Source organism: Paraburkholderia sp. (assembly GCF_024281035.1).
Taxonomy (GTDB): domain Bacteria; phylum Pseudomonadota; class Gammaproteobacteria; order Burkholderiales; family Burkholderiaceae; genus Paraburkholderia.
Map to the genome: position 1 here is coordinate 18,808 of NZ_JAMXLH010000050.1, position 25,759 is coordinate 44,566.

At 66.5% G+C, this 25,759-nt stretch carries 20 protein-coding genes; 11 read left to right on the forward strand and 9 right to left on the reverse strand.

The window, feature by feature from the left end:
• The first annotated feature begins 171 nt into the window (after window positions 1-171).
• From Q0L30_RS16355 to Q0L30_RS16365, 3 genes are all read left to right on the forward strand, one after another.
• Complete coding sequence (locus Q0L30_RS16355; protein WP_296658390.1) at window positions 172-2,631, forward strand: 3-hydroxyacyl-CoA dehydrogenase/enoyl-CoA hydratase family protein; 2,460 nt, start codon at window positions 172-174, stop codon at window positions 2,629-2,631.
• A 34-nt stretch (window positions 2,632-2,665) separates the two neighbouring features.
• Window positions 2,666-3,865: an acetyl-CoA C-acyltransferase gene (locus Q0L30_RS16360; RefSeq protein ID WP_296658392.1), complete on the forward strand. Its 1,200-nt coding sequence runs from the start codon at window positions 2,666-2,668 to the stop codon at window positions 3,863-3,865.
• A 135-nt stretch (window positions 3,866-4,000) separates the two neighbouring features.
• A complete protein-coding gene (locus tag Q0L30_RS16365; protein ID WP_296658395.1) occupies window positions 4,001-4,783 on the forward strand; it encodes an enoyl-CoA hydratase in 783 nt (260 codons plus the stop codon).
• A 69-nt stretch (window positions 4,784-4,852) separates the two neighbouring features.
• Here the strand turns inward: Q0L30_RS16365 and fdhD are convergent, their stop codons facing one another.
• Window positions 4,853-5,677 carry a formate dehydrogenase accessory sulfurtransferase FdhD gene (gene fdhD, locus Q0L30_RS16370; protein ID WP_296658397.1) on the reverse strand — a complete coding sequence of 275 codons (825 nt, stop codon included), beginning with the start codon at window positions 5,675-5,677 and terminating at the stop codon, window positions 4,853-4,855.
• A 113-nt stretch (window positions 5,678-5,790) separates the two neighbouring features.
• Between fdhD and Q0L30_RS16375 the strand changes: the two genes are divergently transcribed.
• Together Q0L30_RS16375 and Q0L30_RS16380 are read left to right on the forward strand one after the other, a co-directional pair.
• On the forward strand, window positions 5,791-6,273 hold the full coding sequence (locus Q0L30_RS16375) for a nitrate reductase associated protein (protein ID WP_296658400.1): 483 nt from the start codon (window positions 5,791-5,793) through the stop codon (window positions 6,271-6,273).
• Window positions 6,274-6,487: 214 nt separating this feature from the next.
• Entirely contained in the window at window positions 6,488-9,754 is a 3,267-nt protein-coding gene (locus tag Q0L30_RS16380) for an EAL domain-containing protein (protein WP_296658403.1), read from the forward strand.
• Window positions 9,755-9,832: 78 nt separating this feature from the next.
• Here Q0L30_RS16380 and Q0L30_RS16385 read toward each other — a convergent pair whose 3' ends face one another.
• Entirely contained in the window at window positions 9,833-10,228 is a 396-nt protein-coding gene (locus Q0L30_RS16385) for an acyl-CoA thioesterase (RefSeq protein WP_296658405.1), read from the reverse strand.
• A 332-nt stretch (window positions 10,229-10,560) separates the two neighbouring features.
• On the opposite strand from Q0L30_RS16385, the gene Q0L30_RS16390 reads away from it, so the two are divergent.
• Entirely contained in the window at window positions 10,561-12,444 is a 1,884-nt protein-coding gene (locus Q0L30_RS16390; RefSeq protein ID WP_296658409.1) for an ABC transporter ATP-binding protein/permease, read from the forward strand.
• A 159-nt stretch (window positions 12,445-12,603) separates the two neighbouring features.
• Here Q0L30_RS16390 and murU read toward each other — a convergent pair whose 3' ends face one another.
• Together murU and Q0L30_RS16400 are read right to left on the reverse strand one after the other, a co-directional pair.
• Window positions 12,604-13,335, reverse strand: coding sequence for an N-acetylmuramate alpha-1-phosphate uridylyltransferase MurU (murU, locus tag Q0L30_RS16395; protein ID WP_296658411.1), 732 nt, complete (start codon window positions 13,333-13,335; stop codon window positions 12,604-12,606).
• Window positions 13,336-13,364: 29 nt separating this feature from the next.
• Entirely contained in the window at window positions 13,365-14,435 is a 1,071-nt protein-coding gene (locus Q0L30_RS16400) for a phosphotransferase (protein WP_296658414.1), read from the reverse strand.
• A 223-nt stretch (window positions 14,436-14,658) separates the two neighbouring features.
• On the opposite strand from Q0L30_RS16400, the gene Q0L30_RS16405 reads away from it, so the two are divergent.
• The 4 genes from Q0L30_RS16405 (at window position 14,659) to rsmA (ending at window position 20,466) form a co-directional block, all read left to right on the forward strand.
• Complete coding sequence (locus tag Q0L30_RS16405) at window positions 14,659-17,028, forward strand: LPS-assembly protein LptD (RefSeq protein WP_296658417.1); 2,370 nt, start codon at window positions 14,659-14,661, stop codon at window positions 17,026-17,028.
• Window positions 17,029-17,127: 99 nt separating this feature from the next.
• Window positions 17,128-18,528, forward strand: a complete 1,401-nt coding sequence (locus Q0L30_RS16410) for a peptidylprolyl isomerase (protein WP_296658419.1) — start codon at window positions 17,128-17,130, stop codon at window positions 18,526-18,528.
• A gap of 12 nt (window positions 18,529-18,540) precedes the next feature.
• Entirely contained in the window at window positions 18,541-19,617 is a 1,077-nt protein-coding gene (pdxA, locus tag Q0L30_RS16415) for a 4-hydroxythreonine-4-phosphate dehydrogenase PdxA (RefSeq protein WP_296658422.1), read from the forward strand.
• A gap of 15 nt (window positions 19,618-19,632) precedes the next feature.
• A complete protein-coding gene (gene rsmA / locus Q0L30_RS16420) occupies window positions 19,633-20,466 on the forward strand; it encodes a 16S rRNA (adenine(1518)-N(6)/adenine(1519)-N(6))-dimethyltransferase RsmA (protein ID WP_296658425.1) in 834 nt (277 codons plus the stop codon).
• 121 nt (window positions 20,467-20,587) lie between these two features.
• Here the strand turns inward: rsmA and Q0L30_RS16425 are convergent, their stop codons facing one another.
• Window positions 20,588-21,559 carry a DMT family transporter gene (locus Q0L30_RS16425; protein ID WP_296658428.1) on the reverse strand — a complete coding sequence of 324 codons (972 nt, stop codon included), beginning with the start codon at window positions 21,557-21,559 and terminating at the stop codon, window positions 20,588-20,590.
• 106 nt (window positions 21,560-21,665) lie between these two features.
• Window positions 21,666-22,610, reverse strand: coding sequence for a 2-dehydropantoate 2-reductase (gene panE / locus Q0L30_RS16430; protein ID WP_296658431.1), 945 nt, complete (start codon window positions 22,608-22,610; stop codon window positions 21,666-21,668).
• A 199-nt stretch (window positions 22,611-22,809) separates the two neighbouring features.
• On the opposite strand from panE, the gene gloA reads away from it, so the two are divergent.
• The gene (gene gloA / locus Q0L30_RS16435; RefSeq protein WP_296658433.1) at window positions 22,810-23,193 is read left to right on the forward strand and encodes a lactoylglutathione lyase; all 384 of its coding nucleotides are present in this window, start codon (window positions 22,810-22,812) and stop codon (window positions 23,191-23,193) included.
• 189 nt (window positions 23,194-23,382) lie between these two features.
• On the opposite strand, the gene Q0L30_RS16440 is transcribed toward gloA, so the two are convergent.
• The 3 genes from Q0L30_RS16440 to gmhB all read right to left on the reverse strand — a co-directional run bounded on the left by Q0L30_RS16440 (window position 23,383) and on the right by gmhB (window position 25,732).
• The gene (locus tag Q0L30_RS16440; protein WP_296658435.1) at window positions 23,383-24,240 is read right to left on the reverse strand and encodes a M48 family metallopeptidase; all 858 of its coding nucleotides are present in this window, start codon (window positions 24,238-24,240) and stop codon (window positions 23,383-23,385) included.
• Between the two features lie 79 nt (window positions 24,241-24,319).
• Entirely contained in the window at window positions 24,320-25,081 is a 762-nt protein-coding gene (locus Q0L30_RS16445; protein ID WP_296658437.1) for a 1-acyl-sn-glycerol-3-phosphate acyltransferase, read from the reverse strand.
• Window positions 25,082-25,168: 87 nt separating this feature from the next.
• A complete protein-coding gene (gene gmhB / locus Q0L30_RS16450) occupies window positions 25,169-25,732 on the reverse strand; it encodes a D-glycero-beta-D-manno-heptose 1,7-bisphosphate 7-phosphatase (RefSeq protein ID WP_296658441.1) in 564 nt (187 codons plus the stop codon).
• Window positions 25,733-25,759: the final 27 nt, after the last annotated feature.

Consider the following 25,759-nt stretch of genomic DNA (forward strand, 5'->3'; position numbering starts at 1 on the left):
GTCCGGTGCGGCGCCGAGGCTGAGGTTGGGCCAGACAGCGCCGCACGGCCTCGATGTCCGAACGCGGCGTCGCAGCGTGCAGCAGTGCGTAACACATCGCACCCGATCGCACGCAGGGCGCCGCCCACACTCCCAATCCGCTCGACATTGCATATCCGCTGGAGGAACAACGTGAGCAATTTCATTATTCGCAAGGTCGCCGTGCTCGGCGCCGGCGTGATGGGCGCGCAGATCGCAGCGCACCTGATCAACGCCCGCGTGCCCGTGCTGCTGTTCGATCTGCCCGCGAAGGAAGGCCCGAAAAACGGCATCGCGCTCAAAGCCATCGAGAACCTCAAGAAGCTCTCGCCCGCGCCGTTCGGCGTGAAGGAAGACGCGCAGTACATCACGCCCGCGAACTACGAAGACGACATCGAAAAGCTCGCGCAATGCGACGTCGTGATCGAAGCCATCGCTGAGCGCATGGACTGGAAGCACGATCTGTACAAGAAGGTCGCGCCGCACATCGGCCCGAACGCGATCTTCGCGACCAACACGTCGGGGCTGTCGATCACCGAGCTTTCGCAAGGCTTCGGCGACGATCTGCGCGCGCGCTTTTGCGGCGTGCACTTCTTCAACCCGCCGCGCTACATGCACCTCGTCGAGCTGATTCCGACCGTGCACACGAAGCCCGAAATCCTCGACCAGCTCGAATCGTTCCTTACGAGCGTCGTCGGCAAGGGCGTGGTGCGCGCGAAGGATACGCCGAACTTCATCGCGAACCGCGTCGGCATCTTCTCGATCCTCGCGGTGATCGCCGAGGCAAAGAAGTTCGGTCTGCGCTTCGACGAAGTCGACGATCTCACCGGCAGCCGCCTCGGTCGCGCGAAGTCGGCGACGTTCCGCACGGCCGACGTCGTGGGCCTCGACACGATGGCGCACGTCATCAAGACGATGCAGGACAACCTGAAGGACGATCCGTTCTTCCCGGTCTACGAAACGCCCGCGGTGCTCGCGGGGCTCGTGGCGAAGGGCGCGCTCGGCCAGAAGAGCGGCGGTGGTTTCTATCGCAAGGAAGGCAAGACGATCAAGGTGCTCGATGCGAATTCGGGCGAGTACGTCGAAGCCGCCGGCAAGGCCGACGAGCTCGTCGGCCGTATCCTCAAGCGCCCGGCCGCCGAGCGCCTGAAGCTCCTGCGCGAGTCGCAGCATCCGCAGGCTCAGTTCCTGTGGTCGATCTTCCGCGACGTGTTCCATTACATCGGCGTGCATCTGGCGTCGATTGCCGAGAACGCGCGCGACGTCGATCTCGCGATCCGCTGGGGCTTCGGCTGGAACGAAGGCCCGTTCGAGGGCTGGCAGAGCGCGGGCTGGAAGCAGGTCGCCGACTGGGTCAAGGAAGACATCGACGCCGGCAAGGCGCTCTCGAATGCGCCGCTGCCCGCGTGGGTGTTCGAAGGCCCGGTCGCCGCGAACGGCGGCGTACACGGCGCACAAGGCTCGTGGTCGCCCGCCGAACGACGCTTCGTGCCGCGCTCGAACCTGCCGGTGTACGAGCGCCAGGTGTTCCGCGCGCCGCTCTTCGGCGAAGCCGGTGCACGCGATCCGTTGACCTTCGGCAAGACGCTTTTCGAAGACGACCACGTGCGCGCCTGGACCGACGAGCGTGCGGGTGAAGACGACGTCGTGATCGTCTCGTTCAAGAGCAAGATGAACACCATCGGCCCGGGCGTGCTCGACGGCCTCGCGAAGGCAATCGAGATCGCGGAAGCGGGCTACAAGGGCGTCGTCGTGTGGCAGCCCACGTCGCTCAAGCTCGGCACGCCGGGCGGCCCGTTCTCGGCTGGCGCGAACCTCGAAGAAGCCATGCCCGCCTTCATGATGGGCGGCGCGAAGGGCATCGAGCCGTTCGTGAAGAAGTTCCAGCAAGGCATGCTGCGCGTGAAGTACGCGAACGTGCCGGTCGTGGCGGCGGTGTCGGGCATCGCGCTCGGCGGCGGCTGCGAGCTGATGCTGCATAGCGCGAAGCGCGTCGTGCACGTCGAGAGCTATGTCGGTCTCGTCGAAGTGGGCGTGGGCCTCGTGCCCGCGGGCGGCGGCCTGAAGGAAGCCGCGCTGCGCGCTGCCGATGCCGCGAACGCGGCCGGTGCCGCGAACGCGGCCGGTGCCGCGCCGGGCGACCTGCTGCGCTTCCTGCAGAAGTCGTTCGAGAACGCCGCGATGGCGAAGGTGTCCGGCTCGGGTCTCGAAGCGCGCGCAATGGGTTACGTGAAGCAGTCGGACACGATCGTCTTCAACGTGTTCGAACTGCTCGACACGGCGAAGAAGGAAGCACGCGCGCTGAGCGCCGCCGGTTACCGCGCGCCGCTGCGCCCGGTGCAGATTCCGGTCGCGGGCCGCTCGGCGATTGCGACGATCAAGGCATCGCTCGTCGGCATGCGCGACGGCCGCTTCATCAGCGATCACGATTTCCTGATCGCGAGCCGCATCGCCGAAGCGGTGTGCGGCGGCGACGTCGAAGCGGGCAGCACGGTCGACGAAGAATGGCTGCTCACGCTCGAGCGCCGCGCATTCGTCGATCTGCTCGGCACGCAGAAGACGCAGGAACGCATCATGGGCATGTTGCAGACCGGCAAGCCGGTGCGCAACTAAGCGGCACGACGCACACCAGACACTGGAGTATCAGATGAGCAAACAGTTGCAGGACGCATACATCGTCGCCGCGAGCCGCACGCCCATCGGCAAGGCGCCGCGCGGCGCGTTCAGGAACACCCGCCCGGACGAGCTGCTCGTCCACGCGATCAAATCGGCGGTGGCGCACGTGCCGGGTCTCGACACGAAGGTGATCGAAGACGCAATCGTCGGCTGCGCGATTCCCGAAGCCGAGCAGGGCCTGAACGTGGCGCGCATCGGCGCGCTGCTGTCGGGACTGCCGAACACGGTGGGCGGCGTGACCGTCAACCGCTTCTGCGCGTCGGGCCTCACGGCGCTCGCGATGGCGGCGGACCGCATCCGCGTCGGCGAAGCCGATGCGATGATCGCGGCCGGCTGCGAATCGATGAGCATGGTGCCGATGATGGGCAACAAGCCGTCGATGTCGCCGCATATTTTCGATTCGGACGAAAACATCGGCATTGCCTACGGCATGGGCCTGACCGCCGAGAAGGTCGCTGAGCGCTGGAAGGTGAGCCGCGAGGCGCAGGACGCGTTTGCGGTGGAATCGCACCGCCGCGCGCTCGCCGCGCAGCAGGCAGGCGAGTTCGACGACGAGATCGCGCCGTACACGATCATCGAACGCTTGCCGGATCTCGCTTCGGGCGACGTGAAGGTGAAGGAGCGCGTGCTCTCGCTCGACGAAGGCCCGCGTGCGGATACGTCGATGGAAGGGCTCGCGAAGCTGCGCGCCGTGTTCGCGAACAAGGGCTCGGTGACGGCGGGCAACAGCTCGCAGACGTCGGACGGCGCGGGCGCGCTGATCGTCGTCTCCGAGAAGATGCTCAAGCAGTTCAACCTCACGCCGCTCGCGCGCTTCGTGAGCTTCGCGGTGCGCGGCGTGCCGCCCGAGATCATGGGCATCGGCCCGAAGGAAGCGATTCCGGCCGCGCTGAAGGCCGCGGGGCTCAAGCAGGACGACCTCGACTGGATCGAACTGAACGAGGCGTTTGCCGCGCAGTCGCTGGCGGTGATTCAGGACCTCGGCCTTGATCCGTCGAAGATCAACCCGATGGGCGGTGCGATTGCGCTGGGCCACCCGCTCGGCGCGACCGGCGCGATCCGCGCGTCGACGCTCGTGCACGGCCTGCGCCGCCGCAATCTGAAGTACGGCATGGTGACGATGTGCGTCGGCACCGGCATGGGCGCGGCGGGCATCATCGAGCGCCTGTAAGCGGCTCGGGCGCTTTGGGGTATTCGGTGCCGAAGCGCCGGAACAACACGGTTCGCAGGCTACACGTGGTCTGCGAACCGTTTTTCATCCTGGGTGGCGACGCATGGCCCACGAGGAGACAAAAGGAGAACGCGGATGACCAATACGGCGACGAAGGAAATCCAGATCGCGCGCGAAAACGGCGTGCTGTCGATCACCATCAACCGCCCCGAGCGCAAGAATGCGCTCACGCCGGCGATGTACGAGGCGATGAACGATGCGCTCGCCTCGGCGCAGGAGGACGCGTCGGTGCGTGTCGTGCTGCTGCGCGGCCAGGCCGATATCTTCACCGCTGGCAACGACATCGAAGACTTTCTGAAGACGCCGCCCGCTGGCGGCGATTCGCCCGTGATGCGCTTCCTCGGGGCGATTGCGAGCGCCGACAAGCCGCTCGTCGCGTCCGTGGCCGGTGCGGCGATCGGCGTGGGCACGACGCTGCTGCTGCATTGCGACATGGTCTATGCGGCCGATACCGCAAGCTTCGCCCTGCCGTTCGCGCAACTGGGGCTGTGCCCGGAAGCGGCGTCGTCGCTGCTGCTGCCGCGTATCGCCGGTTATCAGGCGGCGGCGGAAAAGCTGCTGCTCGGCGAGATGTTCGGCGCCGCCGAAGCGCACCGCATGGGCTTCGTGAACCGCGTGCTGCCCGCAGCCGAACTCGATGCGTTCGTGTCCGCGCAACTGGCGAAGCTCGTGGCGCTGCCCGCTTCGTCGCTGCGTCTGACGAAGGCGCTCATGAAGCGTGCGAGCGGCGAGGAGATCAAGATGCGGATCCAGGAAGAGGCGGTGCACTTCGGCAAGATGCTGCTGCAGCCGGAGGCGCGCGAGGCGTTCACGGCGTTTCTGCAAAAGCGCAAGCCGGACTTCCGGCAGTTCGACTGACGCGCGCCCGCGCGGCCTCGACAACGTTCTGGCCGCGCCGCCTGCAGCGCCTGCTCCTGGCGTCCGCCTTTAGCGAACCTCGTAGTCGATGTAACCGGATTCGCGGCAGAAGCTCACGAGGCGCAGACCGGCGCGCTGCGCGATGGCGATGGCGAGCGAGGAGGGCGCGGAGATCGTCGCGAGCATCGGGATGCCGACGCGTGCGGCCTTGCGCACCAGCTCGTAGCTCGCGCGGCTCGACAGGAACACGAAGCCTTGCTGCGTGTCAGTGCGGTCGAGCGCGAGTCGCCCGATGAGTTTGTCGAGCGCGTTGTGGCGGCCGACGTCCTCGAATGCGCAAAGGATCGAGCCTTGCGCGTCGCACCAGGCGGCTGCATGCAGGCCGCCGGTCAGCTTCGTGAGCGCCTGATGTTCCGGCAACTCGTGCGCGGCGCGTGCGATGGCGCCGGGCGCGAGACGCTCGACGAAGCCCGTGTCGGGCACGCGCTCGGGCTGCAGTTCGAGCAGGTCGATGCTCTCGACGCCGCACACGCCGCAGCCTGTGCGGCCGGCGAGTGCGCGGCGCTTCTGCTTGAGTCCGGCAAAGGCCTGCTGAACGACCGTGAGGTGGACCTCTGCGTGCGGCAGGTCCGCATCTTCGTGAAAGACGACCTCGATGTCCTGGATGTCCGCGTTGCGTGCAACGATGCCCTCCGAAATCGCGAAGCCCACGGCAAACGCTTCCAGATCGCAAGGGGTGCACATCATCACGGCATGCGAGATGCCGTTGAACACGAGCGCGACGGGCCATTCCTGGCCGACGTAGTCGGCGCGCGTTTCGACCGCCCCGCTGTCGTGCCGGCGCACATGCAGCCGGACGGTGCCGGGCTGGTCTTCTGTTTCGAGTGGGTTCAAGCGTGATACTCCGTCTTCTGGCCTCGCGTGGCGTGCTCGCGCGCCGCGCGGAAGGCTCTAAAATACCTCAAGCGGGCGCCTCCAGCATACGTCCGCCTTGCGAGGATACCGCCATGACATTGAACGCCGCTCCGCTTCTGTTCCGGTTCGAAGTCGAATCGTCGGAAAACCTCACCTACATTCCCATGTGCGTGCGCTTCAATCTGGACCGCTTCGGCCTGCGCATCTCGCTGTCCCAGTGGCAGTTGCTGCCGCTGGAGGATCGCAGGCTGCTCGCCCGCTTTCCCGTCGACGAAGACATCGCGACCGAGCCCAATTTCGACCACGCGCTCTTCGAAATGCTGCGCACGCACGCAAATGTCGAGCCCGAGTGGTTCGAGCCCGACGAAGCGCCGGCCTGGCGCGACCTCAACGCCGTGCCGGGCGGCATCGCGCAGCAGGCGGCGCTCGCGAGCGTCGCCGCGCCGGACCTCGAAGCGTGGGCGCGGCTTGCGCCGTTCCAGCGCTACGTGCTCGCCAAGCTCGCCCGCAAGCCCGAGAGCAACCACGATTTTGTTCCCGCCATGCGCGAGTTCGGGCTTGCAGCGGGCGCTTAAATCACGTCCGAGGGCCGTCCGGATCCCTTCATCGGCGAGCGCCGTCCTGGCGCCGCCGAATATTCCCGCCGAATATTCCAGCCCCTGGCTCTCAAGCCTCGCCGAAAGCGTGCCGTTATCCGGTTTGGCGCAGTAGACGCCGGCCATTCGCACGCAGGTCGTTTCCTTTCGTCCCGCGCACACCGTCCGGGGGACGAACGACGTTCGGCACACAATGAACCTTCTTTTTTCGAGACGCCAGCTCATCAATCTGGCGGTCGTCGTGGCAGCCATCGGGGCCAACGCGTTCGTCGCATGGTCGCAGATCGGTTTGCAGCGCGAGATCGATACGCAGGCCGCGCGCGCCTCGCGCGTGAGGCATGACATCGCGCGCGTGCGCGATGTGCTGACCGGCGCGATCGGCGCGCTTGCCCGCCTGCAGACGACCGGGGAGCAGGAGGCGCCCGCTGCGCGCGCCGGGCGTGCCGCGCTGCTCGACGAAATCGTGCGATCGGCGCGCGCCGGGCTCGCGAACAATCCCGAGCTTGCCGGCCGGTTCGATGCGGTGGCGCCCGAAGCGATCTCGCTCGAGCACGATATCGACGACGCGCAGGCGCGCGACGCCCGGCAGCTGGCCGATGCCCAGGCCGCAGGCGCCGCCGGTGACGGCCACGCGGATTCCGGCGCTGCAGGTGCTACGGGTACTGCGAGTGCTGCGGGCGCGGCGCGCGTGGCGGGCGCTGCAAGCGATGTGCAAGGCGCCGGCGCGTCCGCCATCGTGGGCGAAGCCCGCGCTTCGCTCGCGAGCGACTACATTCGGCTCGACGCGCGCACCCACCAGCTCAACGCGAAGCTTGCGGGGCTCCAGAGCTCGGAGGATCTCGCCCTGGCCGGTGCGCTCAGCGAAGCGGCCCGGTCGGCGAGCCGCACGCTGCTGATGCTGGTCGTGACGATGCTCGCGGGCGTTACCGTGCTCATCTACACCTTCGCCGCGCGCGAGAATGCGGCTCGCGAGCTGCTGCGCGGCGTGCGCTCGCGCGGCGAGCGCTTCCAGGGGCTGTTCGACGCGCACCCCGTGCCGATGTACGTCTTCGACCGCGAGACGCTGCGCTTTCTCGCCGTCAACGCGGCGGCCATCCAGCAGTACGGCTACAGCGAAGAAGAATTCCTGACGATGACGATCCGCGACATCCGCCCGCCCGAGGACGTCTCGCGACTCGAACAGCACCTCACGCGCTCGGACACGCTTACGCCGAACGTGCGCACGATGGCGGGCATCTGGCATCACCGGCGCCGCGACGGCTCGATCATTAGCGCGGATGTGTCGCACCACGCGCTGACCTTCCTCGGCCGCGCCGCCGTATTCGTGCTCGCCGACGACGTCACCGACCAGATCATGGCCGAAGCCGAAGCCCAGCGCTCGAACCAGATGCTCGAAACGGTCATCGACAACATTCCGCAGCGCATCTTCTGGAAGGATGCTCAATCGCGCTACCTCGGCTGCAACATGGCGTTCGCGCGCGACGCGGGCCTCGCGTATCCCGAGCAGGTGGTCGGCAAGATCGACGATGAGCTGCCGTGGAGCACCTACGCGGCGTCCCTGCGCAGGCAGGATCTCGAAGTGCTCGAATCGGGGCTGCCGAACATCAACTTCGAGCAGGACCTCGTGATCCGCGGCGAGCACAAGACGAGGCTTTCGAGCAAGCTGCCGATGCTCGACGGCGAGGGCCGCGTGATCGGCGTGCTCGGCACCTACACCGACACCACCGCGCACAAGCGTGCGGATCTCGCGCTGCGCCTGCAAAGCCGCGCGCTCGACGCCTGCGTGAACGCCATTCTCATCACGGCGCCGGGGCTGGACGGCAGCAATCTGATCGAATACGCGAACCCCGCATTCAGGCGCATCACGGGCTACGATCCCGCCGAAGTGCTCGGCCTCGACAGCCGCCTGCTGCAGCGCGACGACCGCAACCAGGACGGACTTGTCGCGGTCCGGAAGGCGCTTGTCGCGGACCGCGAGGTGAGCGCCGTGCTGCGCAATTACCGCAAGGACGGCGCGCTCTTCTGGAACCAGCTGCTGATCGCGCCGGTGCCCGGCGTCGATGGCCGCACCACGCACCACATCGGCATCATCAACGACGTCACCGAGCTGATCCGCTATCAGGAGCAGCTCGAATATCAGGCGAACTACGACAGCCTCACGATGCTGCCCAACCGCAACCTGCTGCGCACCCGCCTGCAGCAGGCGCTCATGGCTGCGCACCGGCAGGCGCGCAGCGTCGCCGTGGTGTTCGTCGACCTCGACGGTTTCAAGCACGTGAACGACAGCCTCGGCCACAGCGTCGGCGACCGGTTGCTCGCCGTGGTCGCCGAGCAGCTCGTGCGCTGCGTGGGTGCGGGCGACACCGTGGCGCGCCACGGCGGCGACGAGTTCGTGATCGTGCTCACCGATATCGTCGACGAGCGCGCGCTGGTCGGCTGGATGGAGCACGCGCGCGCGATCATCTCGGAGCCGTTGTGGGTCGACGGCACGGAGCTGTACGTCGGCTGCAGCATGGGCGCGAGCCTGTATCCGCAGGACGGCGACGACGCCGAATCGCTGCTCAAGAAGGCCGACGTCGCGATGTACCGCGCGAAGGACATGGGGCGCAACACGTTCCAGTTCTTCCAGCCGGAGATGAACGCGAACGTCGACGTGCGCATGAACCTCGAACGGCGCCTGCGCCGCGCGCTGCGCGACGGCGAATTCAAGCTGCACTACCAGCCGCAGGTCGAGGTGGAAACGGGACGGATCATCGGCATGGAGGCGCTGGTGCGCTGGTTCGATCCCGATTCGGGGCTCGTGCCGCCCGCGAAGTTCATCCCGGTCGCGGAGGAGAGCGGCCTGATCGGTCCGTTGACGGACTGGGTGCTGCGCGAGGCCTGCCGCCAGAACCGCGCGTGGCAGCGCGCGGGGCTCTTGCCCGTGCGCATGTCGGTCAACGTGTCGGCGCGCGAATTCCATCAGCGCAATATCGCCGAAGTGGTGACCGAAGTGCTGGCCGAAACGGGACTCGACCCCTGCTACCTCGAACTCGAACTCACCGAGAGCGCGCTCATGCGCAACGCGGAAGAAGCCGTGTCCATGCTCAACGAACTGCACGAGCTTGGAATTGGACTTGCGATCGACGACTTCGGCACCGGTTATTCGAGCCTGAGCTACCTGAAGCGCCTGCCCGTGGACCGGCTCAAGATCGACCAGTCGTTCGTGGCGGATATCGGCACGAACGGCAACGATCAGACGATCACGGCCGCGATCATCGCGCTCGCACACGAATTGCAGTTGAAGGTGATCGCGGAGGGCGTGGAGACGACCGTGCAGTTCGAGTTTCTGCGCGAGCGCGCGTGCGAGGAGATGCAGGGCTTCTTCTTTGCGCCTGCGCTGCCGGGCGACGATATCGAGCGCTTGCTGCGCGCGAGCGCCACGCCAGTCGAAAGCCGTGGCGTCGCGTGGGTGTCGTGACGCACCGATGTGACGTATCGACGTGACGTATCGACGTAACAAGCGGTGCGGGGCGCTTGTGTTGCGCCCCGGCAGGTTTTACTCGAGCGGCGGCAGCGGGCGCGGACGGCGGTCGTTGCCGGTGGCGACGTAGGTGAGCGTCGCTTCGGTGACTTTGACGACCTCATCGGCGAGACGCATGCGCTGGGCGTACACCTCGACTTCGACGGTCACCGACGTCCTGCCCGTCTTCACGATCTCGGCATAGAAACTCAGCAGATCGCCGACGAACACCGGCTGCTTGAAGAGAAACGAGTTCACCGCGACGGTCGCGACGCGGCCGTTCGCGCGGCGGCTCGCCGGGATCGAGCCGGCGATGTCGACCTGCGACATGATCCAGCCGCCGAAGACGTCGCCGTGGACGTTCGCGTCCGACGGCTGCGGCATCACGCGCAAGGCGGGCGGTTGTTGGGGGAGCGGATGGGCGTCGTTCATCGGTGATCCACAAAAAAAGGTGAAACGTTGGGGCGTCGGCGCGCCGCAAGGTACGCGGAAGGTGCGCCTAATGTACGACTAAAATGCGCCGGTTGGCGGGCCTCAGCGGCGTGTGCAGCGTTCTGCGACAATACCGGGACTAGGAATTGTACGAGAAAGCGGTACGGGACAGCGGTACGGGAAAGCGGGCTGGCGGCTGGCCGATGCAGACAGCGCGGTTCCTGCCGAACGCCCGCCGAACGCCCGCCAAACGCCCGCCAAACGCCCCGCCGACCCGTTGCCCGCAACGCCGCCGACACCCCGAAATACGCTCTCACGCCTCGCTTTCGCCCATGCGCCGTTTCCCGTCCTCCAACGACCCCGTGCTGCCCGCCGTCGGCCCGCGCAACGACTGGCAGACGATCGTCTCGCTGCTGCCGTATCTCACGGCCTACAAATGGCGCGTGGCGTTCGCGCTCGCTTGCCTGATCGGCGCGAAGGTCGCGAACCTCGGCGTGCCGATCGTGATGAAGCACATCGTCGACAATCTCGCCGCGGTGCGCCATCTCGCGGCGCTCGGGCGCGAACAAAACGCGCCCGGCATCGTGCTCGTCAGCGGGCTCGGGATGCTCGTGATCGCGTATGCGGTCGTGCGGCTCTCGACGTCGCTCTTCACCGAACTGCGCGAGATCCTGTTTTCGAAGGTGACGCAAAGCGCCGTGCGCCTGCTTGCGCTCAAGGTGTTCCGCCATCTGCACGCGCTGTCGCTGCGCTTCCATCTCGACCGGCAGACGGGCGGCATGTCGCGCGACATCGAGCGCGGCACGCGCGGCATCATGCAGCTCATTTCGTACTCGCTTTACAGCATCTTGCCGACGCTCGTGGAAGTGGGGCTCGTGCTCGGCTTCCTGGTCGTGAAGTACGAGGCGTATTACGCGATCGTCACGCTTATCGCGCTCGTCGTGTACATCGTGTTCACGGTGCGGGTGACCGAGTGGCGCACGCACTTTCGCCGCACGATGAACGAACTCGATTCGCGCGCGAATTCGCGCGCCATCGACTCGCTGCTCAACTACGAGACCGTCAAGTATTTCGGCAACGAAGAGTGGGAAGCGAAGCGTTACGACGAAAATCTGCAGCGCTACCGCGCGGCCGCGATCCAGTCGCAGCAGTCGCTCTCGGCGCTGAATTTCGGGCAGCAGACGATCATCGGCACGGGGCTCGTGTTCATCCTGTGGCGCGCGACGCAAGGCGTGATGGCGGGCAGGCTCACGCTCGGCGACCTCGTGCTCATCAACACGTTCATGCTGCAGCTCTACATTCCGCTTAATTTTCTCGGCGCCGTGTATCGCGAACTCAAGCAGAGCCTGACCGACATGGACCGCATGTTCACGCTGCTCACGGTCTCGCGCGAAGTCGCCGACGCGCCGGGTGCGCCGCAGCTTGCCGTGCGCGGCGGCGAAGTGCGCTTTTCGCGCGTGAGCTTCGCGTATGAGCCGTCGCGGCAGATCCTGCACGACGTGAGCTTCACGATTGCCGCTGGGACGACGACGGCGGTGGTGGGCCACAGCGGCTCGGGCAAGTCGACGCTCGCGCGCCTGCTGTTCCGCTTCTACGATCTCGAGCGCGAGACGGGCGGGGCGATCACGATCGACGGCCAGGATATCCGCGACGTCACGCAGGAGACGCTGCGTGCGTCGATCGGCATCGTGCCGCAGGATACGGTGCTGTTCAACGACTCGATCTACTACAACATCGCGTACGGGCGGCCCGATGCGAGCCGTGACGAAGTGATCGCGGCGGCGCGCGCGGCGCATATTCACGCGTTCATCGAGACGCTGCCGAAGGGCTATGACACGCCGGTCGGCGAGCGTGGACTGAAGCTGTCGGGCGGCGAGAAGCAGCGTGTCGCGATTGCGCGCACGCTGCTGAAGAATCCGCCGATCCTGCTGTTCGACGAGGCGACCTCGGCGCTCGATTCGCGCTCGGAGCGCGCGATCCAGCAGGAACTGGACAACATCGCGCGCGAGCGCACGACGCTCGTGATCGCGCACCGGCTCTCCACGGTCGTGCATGCCGAGCAGATCATCGTGATGGACCATGGGCGGATCGTCGAGCGCGGCACGCATGCCGAATTGCTGCGCGCGGGCGGCCACTACGCGCAGATGTGGGCGCTTCAGCAGCAGAAGTCGAGCGAACCGGCCGGGCAGATGGCGGAGCCTGCGGGCGGGAAGTGAGGCGCGTGGCGGGTGGATTGGGCGCGCGTTGTGCGTGGGTTGGGCGTGGCGCTTGTGTGAGCCTGTGTGAGGCCCATGCGGTCCATGCGGCTCAGGCGGCTCAGGCGGCTCAGGCGGCTCAGGCGGCCCATGCAGCGCGCACGGGCCGTCCGCTGCGCTTTAACCGTGCTGGCGGGCCAGCAAGGCTTCGTCGAGCGCCGCGAGTTGCGCGGGCGTGCCGACGTTTTCCCAGTGTCCTTCGTAAAGCTCGCCGCTCGCGCGCCGCTGCGCGATGCTCTCGCGGTAGTACGGCGTGAGCGCGCGCTTCGTGCCGCGCGCGAGCGCGCGGAACATGCGCGTGTCGTAGAGCCCGATGTTGCCGAAGGTGTAGCGCGGCGCTCCGTCGGCGGCGAGCACGCCATCGGCGCCGAGGGTGAAATCGCCGTTGGGATGGAACGGCGGATTCGGGACCATCACGAGGTGCATATGCGGCTCGGGCTGCACGGCGAGTGCCTCGGCGCGTGCGTCGAGCCGCGCGAAGTCGAATTCGCTGTAGACGTCGCCGCTCACGGCGAGGAACACCGCCGGTTCGCCGTTCAGTTCGAGGAGCGGCAGCGCTTCGGCGATCCCGCCCGCCGTCTCCAGCGCATCGCGCTCGGGCGAATAGCGCAGCGCGACGCCGAATTGCTCGCCGTCGCCGAGCGCCGCCTCGATCCGGTCGCCGAGCCACGCGTGATTGATCACGATATTCGTGTAACCCGCCGCCGCAAGCCGCTCGATCTGCCACGCGATCAGCGGTTTGCCGCCCGCGCTCAGCAGCGGTTTGGGACAGGTATCGGTAAGCGGGCGCATGCGTTCGCCGCGCCCGGCTGCGAAGATCATCGCCGTGCGCTCGAAACGGGCGCGGCTCATCGCGTGAATCTCGTCATGGGCGGGCATGGTCAGAAGGTGTAGCCGGTTTCGACGCTCGCGCCCTGCAGCTCGTCGATGAGCCGCGCGAACGCCGCCAGCGGCCGGTAACGATGCGCGACCTTGCTCGCGTAGCCGAGGAAGCGCGGCAGGTCGGCCATGTAGTGCGCCTTGCCGTCGCGGTAGTTGATGCGGCAGAAGAGGCCGAGCACCTTGATGTGCCGCTGCAGGCCCATCCATTCGAGCTGGCGGTAGAAGTCGCCGAAGTCGGCGTCGACGGGCAGCCCGGCTTTTTTGGCGCGCTCCCAGTACCACGCGACGCAATCGAGTTCGAATTCCTCGTCCCAGCTGATAAACGCGTCGCGCAGCAGCGACGCAATGTCGTACGTGATCGGTCCGTACACCGCGTCCTGGAAGTCGAGCACGCCCGGATTCGGCGTTGCGATCATCAGGTTGCGCGGCATGAAATCGCGCAGCATGAACACCTGCGGCTGCATGCGCGCATTCGCCACGAGCAGCGCGAAGGTGCGATCGAGCACGCCGCGCGTGGCCTCGTCGATTTCGCGGCCGAGATGGCGCTGCAGAAACCACTCGGGCATCAGCTCCATTTCGCGGCGCAAAAACGCTTCGTCGAACGGCGGCAGCACGTCTTCGCGCGACGACAGCTGCCAGCGGATCAGCGCATCGAGTGCGTCGCGCATCAGTTCGCGCGAGCGCGGGCCGGGGCCGGCTGCCTGCAACGCCTGCAGATACGGTGCGGCGCCGAGATCGGTCACGAGCATCAGGCCCGCTTCGAAGTCCACTTCCAGCACGCGCGGCACATGCACGCCCGCTGCGGCGAGCAGGTCGGCGATCCGGGCGAATTCGCGGCATTTTTCGGGCGGCGGCGCATCGACGGCGATCAGCGATGCGCCGTGCTCGCTGCTGCTACTGCTGCTGGCGATGCGAAAGTAGCGCCGGAAGCTCGCGTCGGAGGACGCCGGGACGAGCGTGGCGAGGTCGAGGGCGTAACGGTCCGCGTGGCGGGCAAGCCAGGCGGCGAGCAGGGTGTGCCGGGGATCGGCGGGAGTGTCGTCTAGGCGGGGTGCGGCGGTCGAGGTCATGAAAACCGGGGGCAAAATCAGTGGATCAACGTCTTGCCATATAATACCCCACGACTTTTTTGACGCGACCCGCGCCAAAGCCCACGTGACGGTTCGTACGCCGCCTCGATCGAACGATCGAGGGTAACCGGACGTGCAGCCGGGCCTCGCCTCGCGCCGGCGCGAGAGGCACGAGGCAGCGCTGGACCGGGCAGACGGCCGTGCCGATTCGCCAAAACCATAAATGCCGCCCAGACAGTTTTTCCAGACGATCTCCAGCAGTGACGACGGCGTGCCGGGCAAGCGGCGGCTCATCGCGGCACTCGTGGCCGTGCCGGGTTTGATGCCCGTGCTGGCGCACGCCCAGCTGTCGGGTGCCGCCGCGCAGCCCGAGCCGCTGGACGGCCCGTTGAGCCTGCGCCTCGCACCGCAACTCGAAGTTCACCCGAATGTGTCCGCGCAGCGCCCGGCCACGTTCGTGCTCGGCGACTCGACCACAGGCACCGCCAACACCGACATCGCGCTCAGGGGCTCGGCCGAACTGCGCCAGGGCACCAATATCGTGAAGGGCGAGGCGCTGCACTACGACGTCGACACCGACACCGCCGCCGCGTACGGCCACGTCGTGGTCTCCCAGAGCGGCGCGACGTTCACGGGCCCCGAGGCTCACCTGAGAGTCGAAGCCAACGAAGGCTTCATGCCCGCGCCGAAGTATCACTTCACGTTGACGGGCGGCTCCGGCAGCGCCGAGCGCGCGGACCTGCTCGACAGCGAGCGTTCGGTGCTCACGAACGGAACCTACACGGCATGCCGGTGCTCGACGAACCCGGCGTGGTACATCAAGGGCAGCGAGTTCGACTTCGACACCGGCGCGGACGAAGGCGTAGCGCACAACAGCGTGCTGTTCTTCCAGGACGTGCCGATTTTCGCGAGCCCGTGGCTGACGTTTCCGCTGTCGGGCGACCGCCGCAGCGGCTTGTTGCCGCCGACGTTTTCGGTCAGCTCGACGAACGGCTATGAGATCGCGCTGCCGTATTACTTCAACATCGCGCCGAACCGCGACCTGACGCTCACGCCCGAACTGATCTCGAAGCGCGGCGTGTTCACGGAGGCCGCCTACCGGTATCTGTCGACCAACTACAGCGGCACGATCACCGGCACGTTCCTGCCCGACGACGCGATCACGAAGACGAACCGCTATGCGGTGTTCATCCAGCACAACCAGAACTTCGGCGGCGGCTTCGGCGGGTACATCTACTACAACAGGGTTTCGGACAACACCTATCCGGAAGACCTGGCTTCACCGGTCAACCAGTTCCTGAACGGCACGCAGCTGCTGTATCAGCAGGAAGCGGGCTTGACCTACAACAACGGCCCGTGGTCGGTGCTCGGGCGCATCCAGCACTGGCAGACGCTCGAGCCGACCGCGGCGCCGTATGGCCGCGAGCCCCAGTTGAACGTCCAGTACGCGAAGTACAACGTCGGGGGCTTCGACTACGGGGCGGAAGCCGACTACTCGCGCTTTCGCATCACGAGTTCGGACATGACCGAAGGCGACCGCGTCGTCTTCAATCCGTACCTGTCGTACTCGCTGATCGGGCCGGGCTACTTCGTCACGCCGAAGGTGCAGTGGCACTTCGCGTCGTACGACCTCAGCAACATCGGTTCGGGCTCGCCGGCCGGACAGCCGAAGAACTTCACCGAATCGGTGCCGACCTTCAGCTTCGACACGGGGCTCGTGTTCGACCGCTCGGTGCACCTGTTCGGCCGGGACTACATCCAGACGCTGGAACCGCGCCTGTACTACGTGTACACGCCGTACCGGAACCAGAGCTTCGCGCCGCTCTTCGACACGGCCGAGTCCGACTTCGGACTCGCGGAAATCTTCACGCCGAACACGTTCGTCGGCAACGACCGCATCGCCGACGCCAACCGCATCACCGCCGCGATCACCACGCGCTTCATCGACGCGGCCACGGGCGACGAGCGCGCGCGCTTCGTGCTCGCGCAGCAGTACTACTTCCGGGATCAGCGCGTCACGCTGTTGCCGACCGAAACGACCGCGCAGGCCACGCATTCGGACCTGATCGCGGGCGCGTCATTGAAGCTCGGGGCGGGTTTCGCTTCGGAAACGGCGTTCCAATATAATGCCGACAACGAACAGCTCACGAAGGCGAGCATCGGATTCGGCTACAGCCCGGGGACGAGCCGCGTGTTGAATGTCGCGTACCGCTACACGCGCGCGAACACGACGCTCGACAACCAGCCAATCAACCAGATCCTGATCTCGGCGCAATGGCCGCTTTCGCACCGGGTGTACGCTGTGGGCCGCTTCAACTACGACGTGAACGGCACGCGCCTCGTCGACGGGCTGGTCGGCTTGCAGTACGACGCCGATTGCTGGGCGCTCGGCGTCGGCCTGCAGCGCTACGCTAACGGGGTCAATACGACAGGCGGTCAAAACTCGGCTACGCGGTTCCTCGCGCAACTCACGCTCAAGGGGCTGTCGAACGTCGACAACGGGTTGGTGGCGGCGTTCCGCGCCAGCGTGCCGGGCTACACGCCGCTGCCCGGCCAGCCGCCTGTGCCGTCGCGCTTCACGGATTATCAATAACGCGTGATCCGCCGCGTTTTCCCAAACCGGGACGCGCGGGGCAACGTGGGGTCGGTTGCATAGAGACGGGCGAAGCTGCCCGCCAACATTGGAGTATCTGTGGGAATGATGAACAAGCTTCGCCTGTCAGCTTTCGCTGCGACTTTCCTCGCCGCCGCAGTGCTCGCGCCGGTCGCCCCGGCGCAAGCGCAGGCGCTGCCCGCCGGATCGGGCCAGTCCTCCACGAGCCATGCGGCCGACTCCGGCCAGATGGTCGACACGATTGCAGCCGTCGTGAATAACGGCGTGATCACGCAGCGCGAACTGGATGAGCGCGTCGAAATGATCGCGCGCCGCCTGAACCAGCAGAAAGCGCCCGTGCCGCCGACAGACCAGCTGCGCTCACAGGTGCTCAACCAGATGGTGATCGAGCGCATCCAGCTCCAGAAGGCGAAGGAGGACGGCATCGTCGTCGACGATACCGCCGTGCAGCGCACGCTCGAACGCCTCGCCCAGGTCAACGGCATGGACCTGGCCACTTACCGTTCGCGTATCGAGGCAGCGGGCGTGCCGTGGAGCACGTTCATGAACGACGCGCGCACCGAACTCACGCTCTCGAAGCTGCGCGAACGCGAAGTGGACAGCAAGATCTCGGTCTCGGACGCGGAAGTCGTGAACTACATCGCGAGCCAGCGCGGGCCGAACGCGGGTCAGCAAAACGACCTGCGCTTCGAGCGCATCCTGATCAAGGCGCCGCTCAACGCATCGCAGACGGACATCGAGGCCGCGCAGGCCAAGGCTAACGCGCTGCTCAAAGAGGCGCTCGGGGGCAGCAAGTTCGCGAGCCTCGCGAAGTCGAACTCGCAGGCGCCGGAAGCGAAAGCGGGCGGCGACATGGGCTTTCTGCCGCCGGAGAAGCTTCCCGCCGAATTCGTGACGGCCGCATCGATGCTGCGCCCGGGCGAGGTGAGCCCGTCGGTGATCCGCACCAACGACGGTTTCGAGATCATCCGTCTCGTCGATCGACGCGCGGGCCGCGGCACGTCGGCCGATGCGCCGAAGCTCGTGCAGACGCACGTGCGCCACATCCTGCTGCGCGTCGGCGAAGGCACGTCGGAGCCGGAAGCGCGCCAGAAGCTCCTCGAAATCAAGCGTGAACTGCAGGCAGGCGGCGATTTCGAGAAATTCGCACGCAGCTACTCGCAGGACGGTTCGGCCTCGCAGGGCGGCGATCTCGGCTGGGTCAGCCCGGGCGAAACCGTGCCCGAATTCGAACGCGCCATGAACACGCTGCAGGACGGCCAGGTGAGCGATCCGGTCCGCACCGAATACGGCTACCACCTGATCCAGGTGCTCGGCCGCCGCGACGCCGAGGGCTCGGTCTCGCAGCAGATGGACATCGCGCGCCAGGCCATCGGCCAGCGCAAGGCGGAGCGCGCCTACGCCGACTGGCTGCGCGAACTGCGCGACAGCGCCTACGTCGACTACAAGATCAGCGGCATGACGCCGCCGCAGCACTAAAGGAATCGCACCGTGAACGCCCCCGCAACCTCGCCGTCGGCCACGCCGGCTCCGCGGGGGCCGCAGTCTGTCACGCAGCCTCTTCCGCAGCCTCTCCGTATTGCCATCACCACCGGCGAGCCCGCCGGCGTCGGTCCTGAACTGACTGCGATGGCGCTCGCGGGCGCGGCCGCGCACTGGCCCGATGCGGAGTTTGTCGTACTGGGCGACGCGGATCTGATGGCGGCGCGCGCCGCCGTCGTGAACGTCGACTGGGCTGCACTCTGCACGACTGGCGCGGGTTCGCGCGTGCGCGTCGAGCATGTGCCGCTCGCGGCGCCGGCGCAGGCAGGCAAGCTCGATGCCGCCAATGGCCGCTACGTGCTCGGGTTGCTCGACCGGGCAATCGACGGCGCGATGGCGCGGACGTTCGACGCGATCGTCACCGCGCCGCTGCAAAAAAGCACGATCAACGATGCCGGCGTGCCGTTCACCGGTCACACCGAATATCTGGCGGAGCGCACCCATACGCCGCGTGTCGTGATGATGCTCGCGGGCACCGGCGCACGGCCGCTGCGCGTGGCGCTCGCGACGACGCATCTGCCGCTCAAGGACGTTCCCGCCGCGCTGACGATCGACTCGCTCGTCGAGACGCTGCGCATTATCGACCACGACCTGCGCCGCCATTTCGGCGTGCCGCAGCCGCGCATCCTCGTGACGGGGCTCAATCCGCACGCAGGCGAAAACGGTTACCTGGGCCGCGAAGAGATCGACACGATCTCGCCCGCGCTCAAGGCAGCCGTTGCGGCCGGGATCGATGCGCGCGGTCCCTATCCCGCCGATACGCTGTTCCAGCCGCGCTACCTCAACGAAGCCGATTGCGTGCTGGCGATGTTCCACGACCAGGGCCTGCCGGTCCTGAAATACGCGACGTTCGGCGAAGGCATCAACGTGACGCTCGGTCTGCCGATCATCCGTACGTCGGTGGATCACGGCACCGCGCTCGATCTCGCCGGAACGGGCCGCGCCGATGCGGGCAGCCTGATTGCCGCGGTCGACGCCGCCGTTTCGATGGCGCGCTTTCGTCATACCCGCGCCGCGCCCCCCTGATTGATTTTCCAGACGATGTCCAATAGCAGCAGACAGCACCAGGGCCACTTTGCGCGCAAGCGCTTCGGGCAAAACTTTCTCGTCGACATGGGCGTGATCAACGCGATTGTCGACACCATTCGCCCGCAGCGCGGCGAACGCATGGTCGAGATCGGGCCGGGCCTCGGCGCGCTCACCGAGCCGCTGATCGAGCGGCTCGCCACGCCCGAATCGCCGCTGCACGCGGTCGAGCTCGACCGCGACCTGATCGCGCGGCTCACGAAGAAATTCGGCGCGCTGCTCGAACTCCACGCGGGCGACGCGCTCTCGTTCGATTTCGGCTCGCTCGCGGCGCCTGGCGAGAAGCCGTCGCTGCGGATCGTCGGCAATCTGCCGTACAACATTTCGAGTCCGCTGCTGTTTCACCTCGCGACGTTCGCGCCGTGCGTGATCGATCAGCACTTCATGCTGCAGAACGAAGTGGTCGAGCGCATGGTCGCCGAGCCGGGCAGCAAGGCGTTCGGCCGCCTCACGGTGATGCTGCAGTACCGCTATGTCATCGACAAGCTCATCGACGTGCCGCCCGAATCGTTCCAGCCGCCGCCGAAGGTCGATTCGGCGATCGTCCGCATGATTCCGTATGCGCCGCGCGAACTGCCGGTGGTCGATGACGCGATCCTCGGCGATCTCGTGACCGCCGCGTTCTCGCAGCGGCGCAAGATGCTGCGCAACACGCTGGGCGCGTATCGCGAGCGCGTGGATTTCGAGGGACTCGGCTTCGATCTCGCGCGCCGCGCCGAGGATGTGCCCGTGCAGGAGTATGTGAGCATCGCGCAGGCGCTGGGCCGGGAAGCGCAGGCGCCAGGCTGATCGCGGCGCAAGTCGGTACAAGCTGGACAGACCATGCGGGCGCGAAAGCGCCCGCAGTCGTTTTCAGCCGGGCTGGAAGACAAACAGCCGGTACACAGGTCGCACCAGCGCGCGGCGCGCTTCAGCTTTGCTTTGCTTTCGCGGGCGCGTTGACGAGCGCGATCCCGGCCAGCACGAGAAGCGCGGCGGCGAGAAAGCGGCTGCTGAACGATTCGCCGAGCAGCAGCACGCCGAACGTGACGCCGAAAAGCGGCGTGAGGAACGAGAACACCGAAAGCCGCGACGCCATATAGCGTGTGAGGAGCCAGAACCACGCGAGATAGCTCGCGAACGCGACCACCACGGCTTGATAGCCGATCGCCATGACCGCAAGCGGCGTGACGGTGCGGACCTCCATCTGGCCGAGACCCGCCGCAAGCGCAAGCAGCACGAGCGCCGACACCGCCAGTTGATAGAAGAGCACTTTGCTCGCGCTTACGTGAGCGAGCGTGCTGGTGCGTACGACGACGGTCGTCGCGGCCCACAGCGCGCCGCCGAGCACGCCGAGCGCATCGCCCGCGAGACCGGTGAGCATCGCGTGCAGATCATTTGCGCTGCCGGCGCCGCTGCTTGCACCGCTGTCTGTACCGTTGCGCACGAAACCATCCGCGAAGGCGAGCGCCATGCCCGCAAACGCCACCGCAATCCCGATCCACTGGGTGCGCCGCATCCGCTCGCCAGGCGTGAACCAGTGCAGGCCGAGCGCCGTGAAGCAGGGGGCGGTGTAAAGGAACACGGCCATGCGCGACGCGCTTGTCATCGTCAGGCCGAGAAAGATGCAGATGAACTCGCCCGCGAACAGCACGCCCGCGAGCAGACCCGCGGCCAGCGTGCCGTCCTCGCGAAAGAGCGGCGTGCCGCGCGCGCGTGCGAAACCGCACACGAGCACGGCGGCAATCGCCGAGCGCAGCCCCGCCTGAAATACCGGCGGCAGCATCGCATTGGCGCTCTTGATGGCGACTTGCTGGAGGCCCCAGATCGCGCAGAGCACGATCATCAGGATCACAGCCTGGCTGTCGGGTGCGCGGCGCGCGGGCAAGGCGATTGTGCTCATCGGTCGGCGGACGGCTGTGGTCGGACCGATAAGATATCAAACTCCGCGCGCATTCAATAACGATGCCCCGGCGCTGGGCACGGGGCTTTCGGGCGAATACGGGTACTTATGCCGAAGCGCGTTGTACCTCGTAGGCCTTCAAGTGGCTATAGGCGATGCGCAGCACCGAAATCGCGTCGCCGTTCTGCGCTTCGCCACCGCGCCGGATCAAGTCGCCGAGCACGTGATCGGCTTCGATTTGCGAGCCGTTTTGCACGTCGCGCAGCATCGAAGCCGTAAATGGCGAGCCAGGCGCGAAGAGCATCGAGCGTGCGCGGGCGACGAATGCGTCGCGTACCGCGTGGCTGTTCGCTGCCGCAATCGCGCGGCACTCGGCGAAGAGGCGCTCGACAGTCGCTTCGCCGTCGGGCGTGGCGAGAATGGTGCCGACCGACGCGCGAAAGAGACACGTTGCGCCCGCAAGCGATGCGAGGAACACCCATTTTTCCCACATCTCCTGGAGAATGCGTTCGCTCGCCTCGACATTGAAACCGGCGTTGGAGAACGTATCGGCGATGGCCTGCGCGCGCGTCGAGATGCCGCCTCCGAGGTCGCCGAAGGTGATCGCATGCATGTCGTTCAGATGCACGATTTCGCGTTGCTCGTTCAGTGTCGCGGCAATCACGCAAACGCCGCCGAGAACGGCTTGCGTGCCGAAGCGCGCCTGCAGCACGTCGAGGTGGCGCATGCCGTTCAGCAGCGGCAGGATCAGCGTCGAGGGGCCGACGCCCGCCGCGAACGAGTCGATCGCGCCGTCGAGATCGTAGGCCTTGCAACTGAGCAGCACGACATCGAATGGCTGTGCGCCCGGCGCTTTTAGTGCGTCCTGTGTGATGGTTTTGACGTCGCGCAGCGTGAGGTCGCCGAAGCGGCTGCGGATCACGAGGCCGTGTTCGCGCAACTGCGCCGCGCGCGCGGGCCGCACGAGGAATGTCACGTCGTGCCCGGCGGCGGCCAGGCGCCCGCCGAAGTAACCGCCCGTCGCCCCTGCTCCCACTACCAGAATCCGCATGTCTTCTCCTTGTATCGATCAACGTCTCAACTTCGACTGTATGGCTTGCCTGCCGCACCTGGCAAATTCGGGATGGCGTTCATGCTAGTGCAAATCGGGGAAGCCTGCCGGTCCGGCCGGTCCGGCCGGTCCGGCGTGGGCAGGGCGGACGGGATTTTGGTAGAGTCCGGTTTTTGACGATGGCAAAACGGAGTTCACGATGCGCCTGCTTCACACGATGATCCGGGTCGGCGACCTCGATCGCTCGATCAAGTTCTACACCGAACTGCTCGGTATGAAACTGCTGCGCCGCGACGACTTTCCCGAAGGCAAATTCACGCTGGCGTTCGTCGGCTACACCGACGAGCGCGATGGCGCCGTGATCGAGCTGACCCACAACTGGGATACGCCGTCATACGATCTGGGGACGGGTTTCGGTCACCTGGCGGTGGAAGTCGACGACGCCTACGCCGCGTGCGCGAAGATCAAGGCGCAGGGCGGCACCGTCGTGCGCGAGGCCGGGCCGATGAAGCACGGCACCACCGTGATCGCGTTCGTGACCGATCCGGACGGCTACAAGATCGAGTTCATCCAGAAGAAGTAAGGACGCGCCGTAGGTGCTGCACGCGGCGCCGGATCGTTCCGGCGCCCGTTGCGTTTGATGGCTGACGCCGTGCCTGGCGCCGGCTACTCATCTTGTTCCGGTGGCTCACGATTAATCTGCAGTCCGGATAATCGCGTATTGGCTGGCAGCGGCGAGCACGGCCACTAAAAATACAGCGAGCGGGCCCGCTCACACGCCCGGCACCATCTCCGGCGGATGCTGCCTGAGCGCCTTTCGGGCTTCGCGAAACTCGGGAAAAATCGACTCGACCGTTTGCCAGAACCGCGGGCTATGGTTCATTTCGCGCAGGTGAGCCAGTTCGTGCGCGACGACATAATCGACGATCGAAAGGGGAAAGTGCACGAGCCGCCAGTTAAGGCGGATGCGTCCTTCGCTTGAGCAGCTTCCCCAGCGCGTCGCAGCCGAAGAAAGCGCATATGAACGAAACGTCACGCCAAGCCGCCCGGCGTAGAGCGCAAGCCGCTCGCCGAAAATGCGCTTCGCTTCGCCCTGCAGCCAACCGAGCGCACGATCCTTGATCTGCTGCGGATCGGCATGCGGCGGCAGTGGCAGCGCCAGCACGCGCGTGACTTCGTCGAATTCCAGGTGCCGCGCGCCCAGCACGACCCGCACGGGCTTGCCGAGATAAGGCAGTTCGGCCCCATCGTTCCATTCGATGCGCGGCAGCGCGCGCTGCTCGACGCGCGTTTGCCATTCGGCGAGCTTGGCGAAAATCCAGCGCTGCTTCTCGGCGATGGCGTTCTCGACATCCGCGAGCGTGACCCAGCGCGGCGCCGTGATCGCGAGCCCCGTGCCGTCGATTGCAAAGCCGATCGAGCGCCGCGAAGAGCGTTTGAGCCGATAGTGCAGCGTTCGCGCGCCCAGGACGAGCGTGCGCAGCTTCGTGCCGTCCGGCGCGAGCGGTGCGCTGGACGGTGAAGCAGGCGTGGTGGATGTAGCAGGCGACGCCGGCTCGGCGAAGAGCGGCAGATCGAGTTGACGGTTGTCGAGCGCCGCAGCGGGCCGCGGCGTGGAGGACTTCTGCATCGTCAGGTCTGGTGCGATTGAGCGGGTGCCGCGTGCTGCGCGTGAAGTGCGAAGCGTGTCGCCGAACCACCCGCGCGCTTCAGATCTGTGCGGGGTTCGCAGACGCGTTTTTCGTCACGCGATACGCGTCGGGATCGATACGGCGCATTTCGGCTTCGATCCATGTTTCGACGCGCGTATTCACTTCATCGGGCGAGAGTCCGGCCGTGTCGATCGGCTTGCCGATCGACACCGTGACTATACCCGGATATTTCGTGAACGAGTTGCGGGGCCAGACGTGGCCTGCATTGTGCGCGACCGGTATGACCTGCGCGCCCGTTTCGATAGCGAGGCGCGCACCGCCGCTCTTGTACTTCCCCTGCTTGCCGACCTGCGTGCGCGTGCCTTCCGGGAACATGATGACCCACGCGCCTTCGTCCATGCGCAACTTGCCCTGGCGCGTCACCGATTCGAATGCGGCCTTGCCTTCCTTGCGGTTGATATGAACCATCTTCAGGAGGCCGAGCGTCCAGCCGAAGAACGGAACGTAGAGCAGTTCGCGCTTGAACACGTAGCACAGCGGGCGCGGCATCAGCGCGGGCAGCGCGACTGTTTCCCATGCGGACTGGTGCTTCGCGAGCACTACCGCCCGCCCGTCCGGCAGGTTCTCCATGCCCTCGACGCGATAGCGGATGCCGTTCAGCCAGCGCGCCACGAAGAGCGTGGTGCGGCACCAGCCCACCGCCATCCAGTAGCGCCGCTCGGCGTTCATGAACGGGAACACCAGCATGCATGCCGTGGCGTACGGCGCCGTGAACACGATGAGGTAGATGAAGAGCAGCAGGGAACGGAGAAAGCGCATCGGTCGGGCCGGAGGGGAGGGGCGTGCGGCGCGCAGCTTGCGTGCGCCGCAGCCTGTGAGGTTAGTGTTGCGTCGGGTCGGACGTGCTCAGACGTGCTCTTTCGCCAGGAAGTCGAGTGCGAACGCGCGCAGGTCGGCGTGGACTTGCGTGCCGGCGGGCAGGCCGCCCGCCGCCAGCGTCTTCTCGCCCTTGCCGGTCAGCACGAGGTGCGTGCGAAAGCCGAGCGCGGCGCCGGCTTCCAGGTCGCGCAGCGAGTCGCCGACAACCGGCGTGTCTTCCGGATCGACTTCGAAGCGCTCCGCGATCATCTTCAGCATGCCGGGCTTCGGCTTGCGGCAGTCGCAGTGGTCCTGCGAAGTGTGCGGGCAGAAGAACACCGCGTCGATGCGCCCGCCCACGGCGGCAGCCTGGCGGTGCATCTTCGCGTGCATGGCGTTGAGCGCAGCCGTGTCGAACAGGCCGCGGCCGATGCCCGACTGGTTCGACGCCACCGCGACGCGATAGCCCGCCTGGTTCAGGCGTGCGATCGCTTCGAGGCTGCCCGGAATCGCGACCCATTCGTCCGGCGACTTGATGAACGCCTCGGAATCGAGGTTGATCACGCCATCGCGGTCGAGGATCACGAGCTTTCTGCTGGGACTGGTCGGCATGGCGTCGCGCTCAGTGGTGGGTTCGGG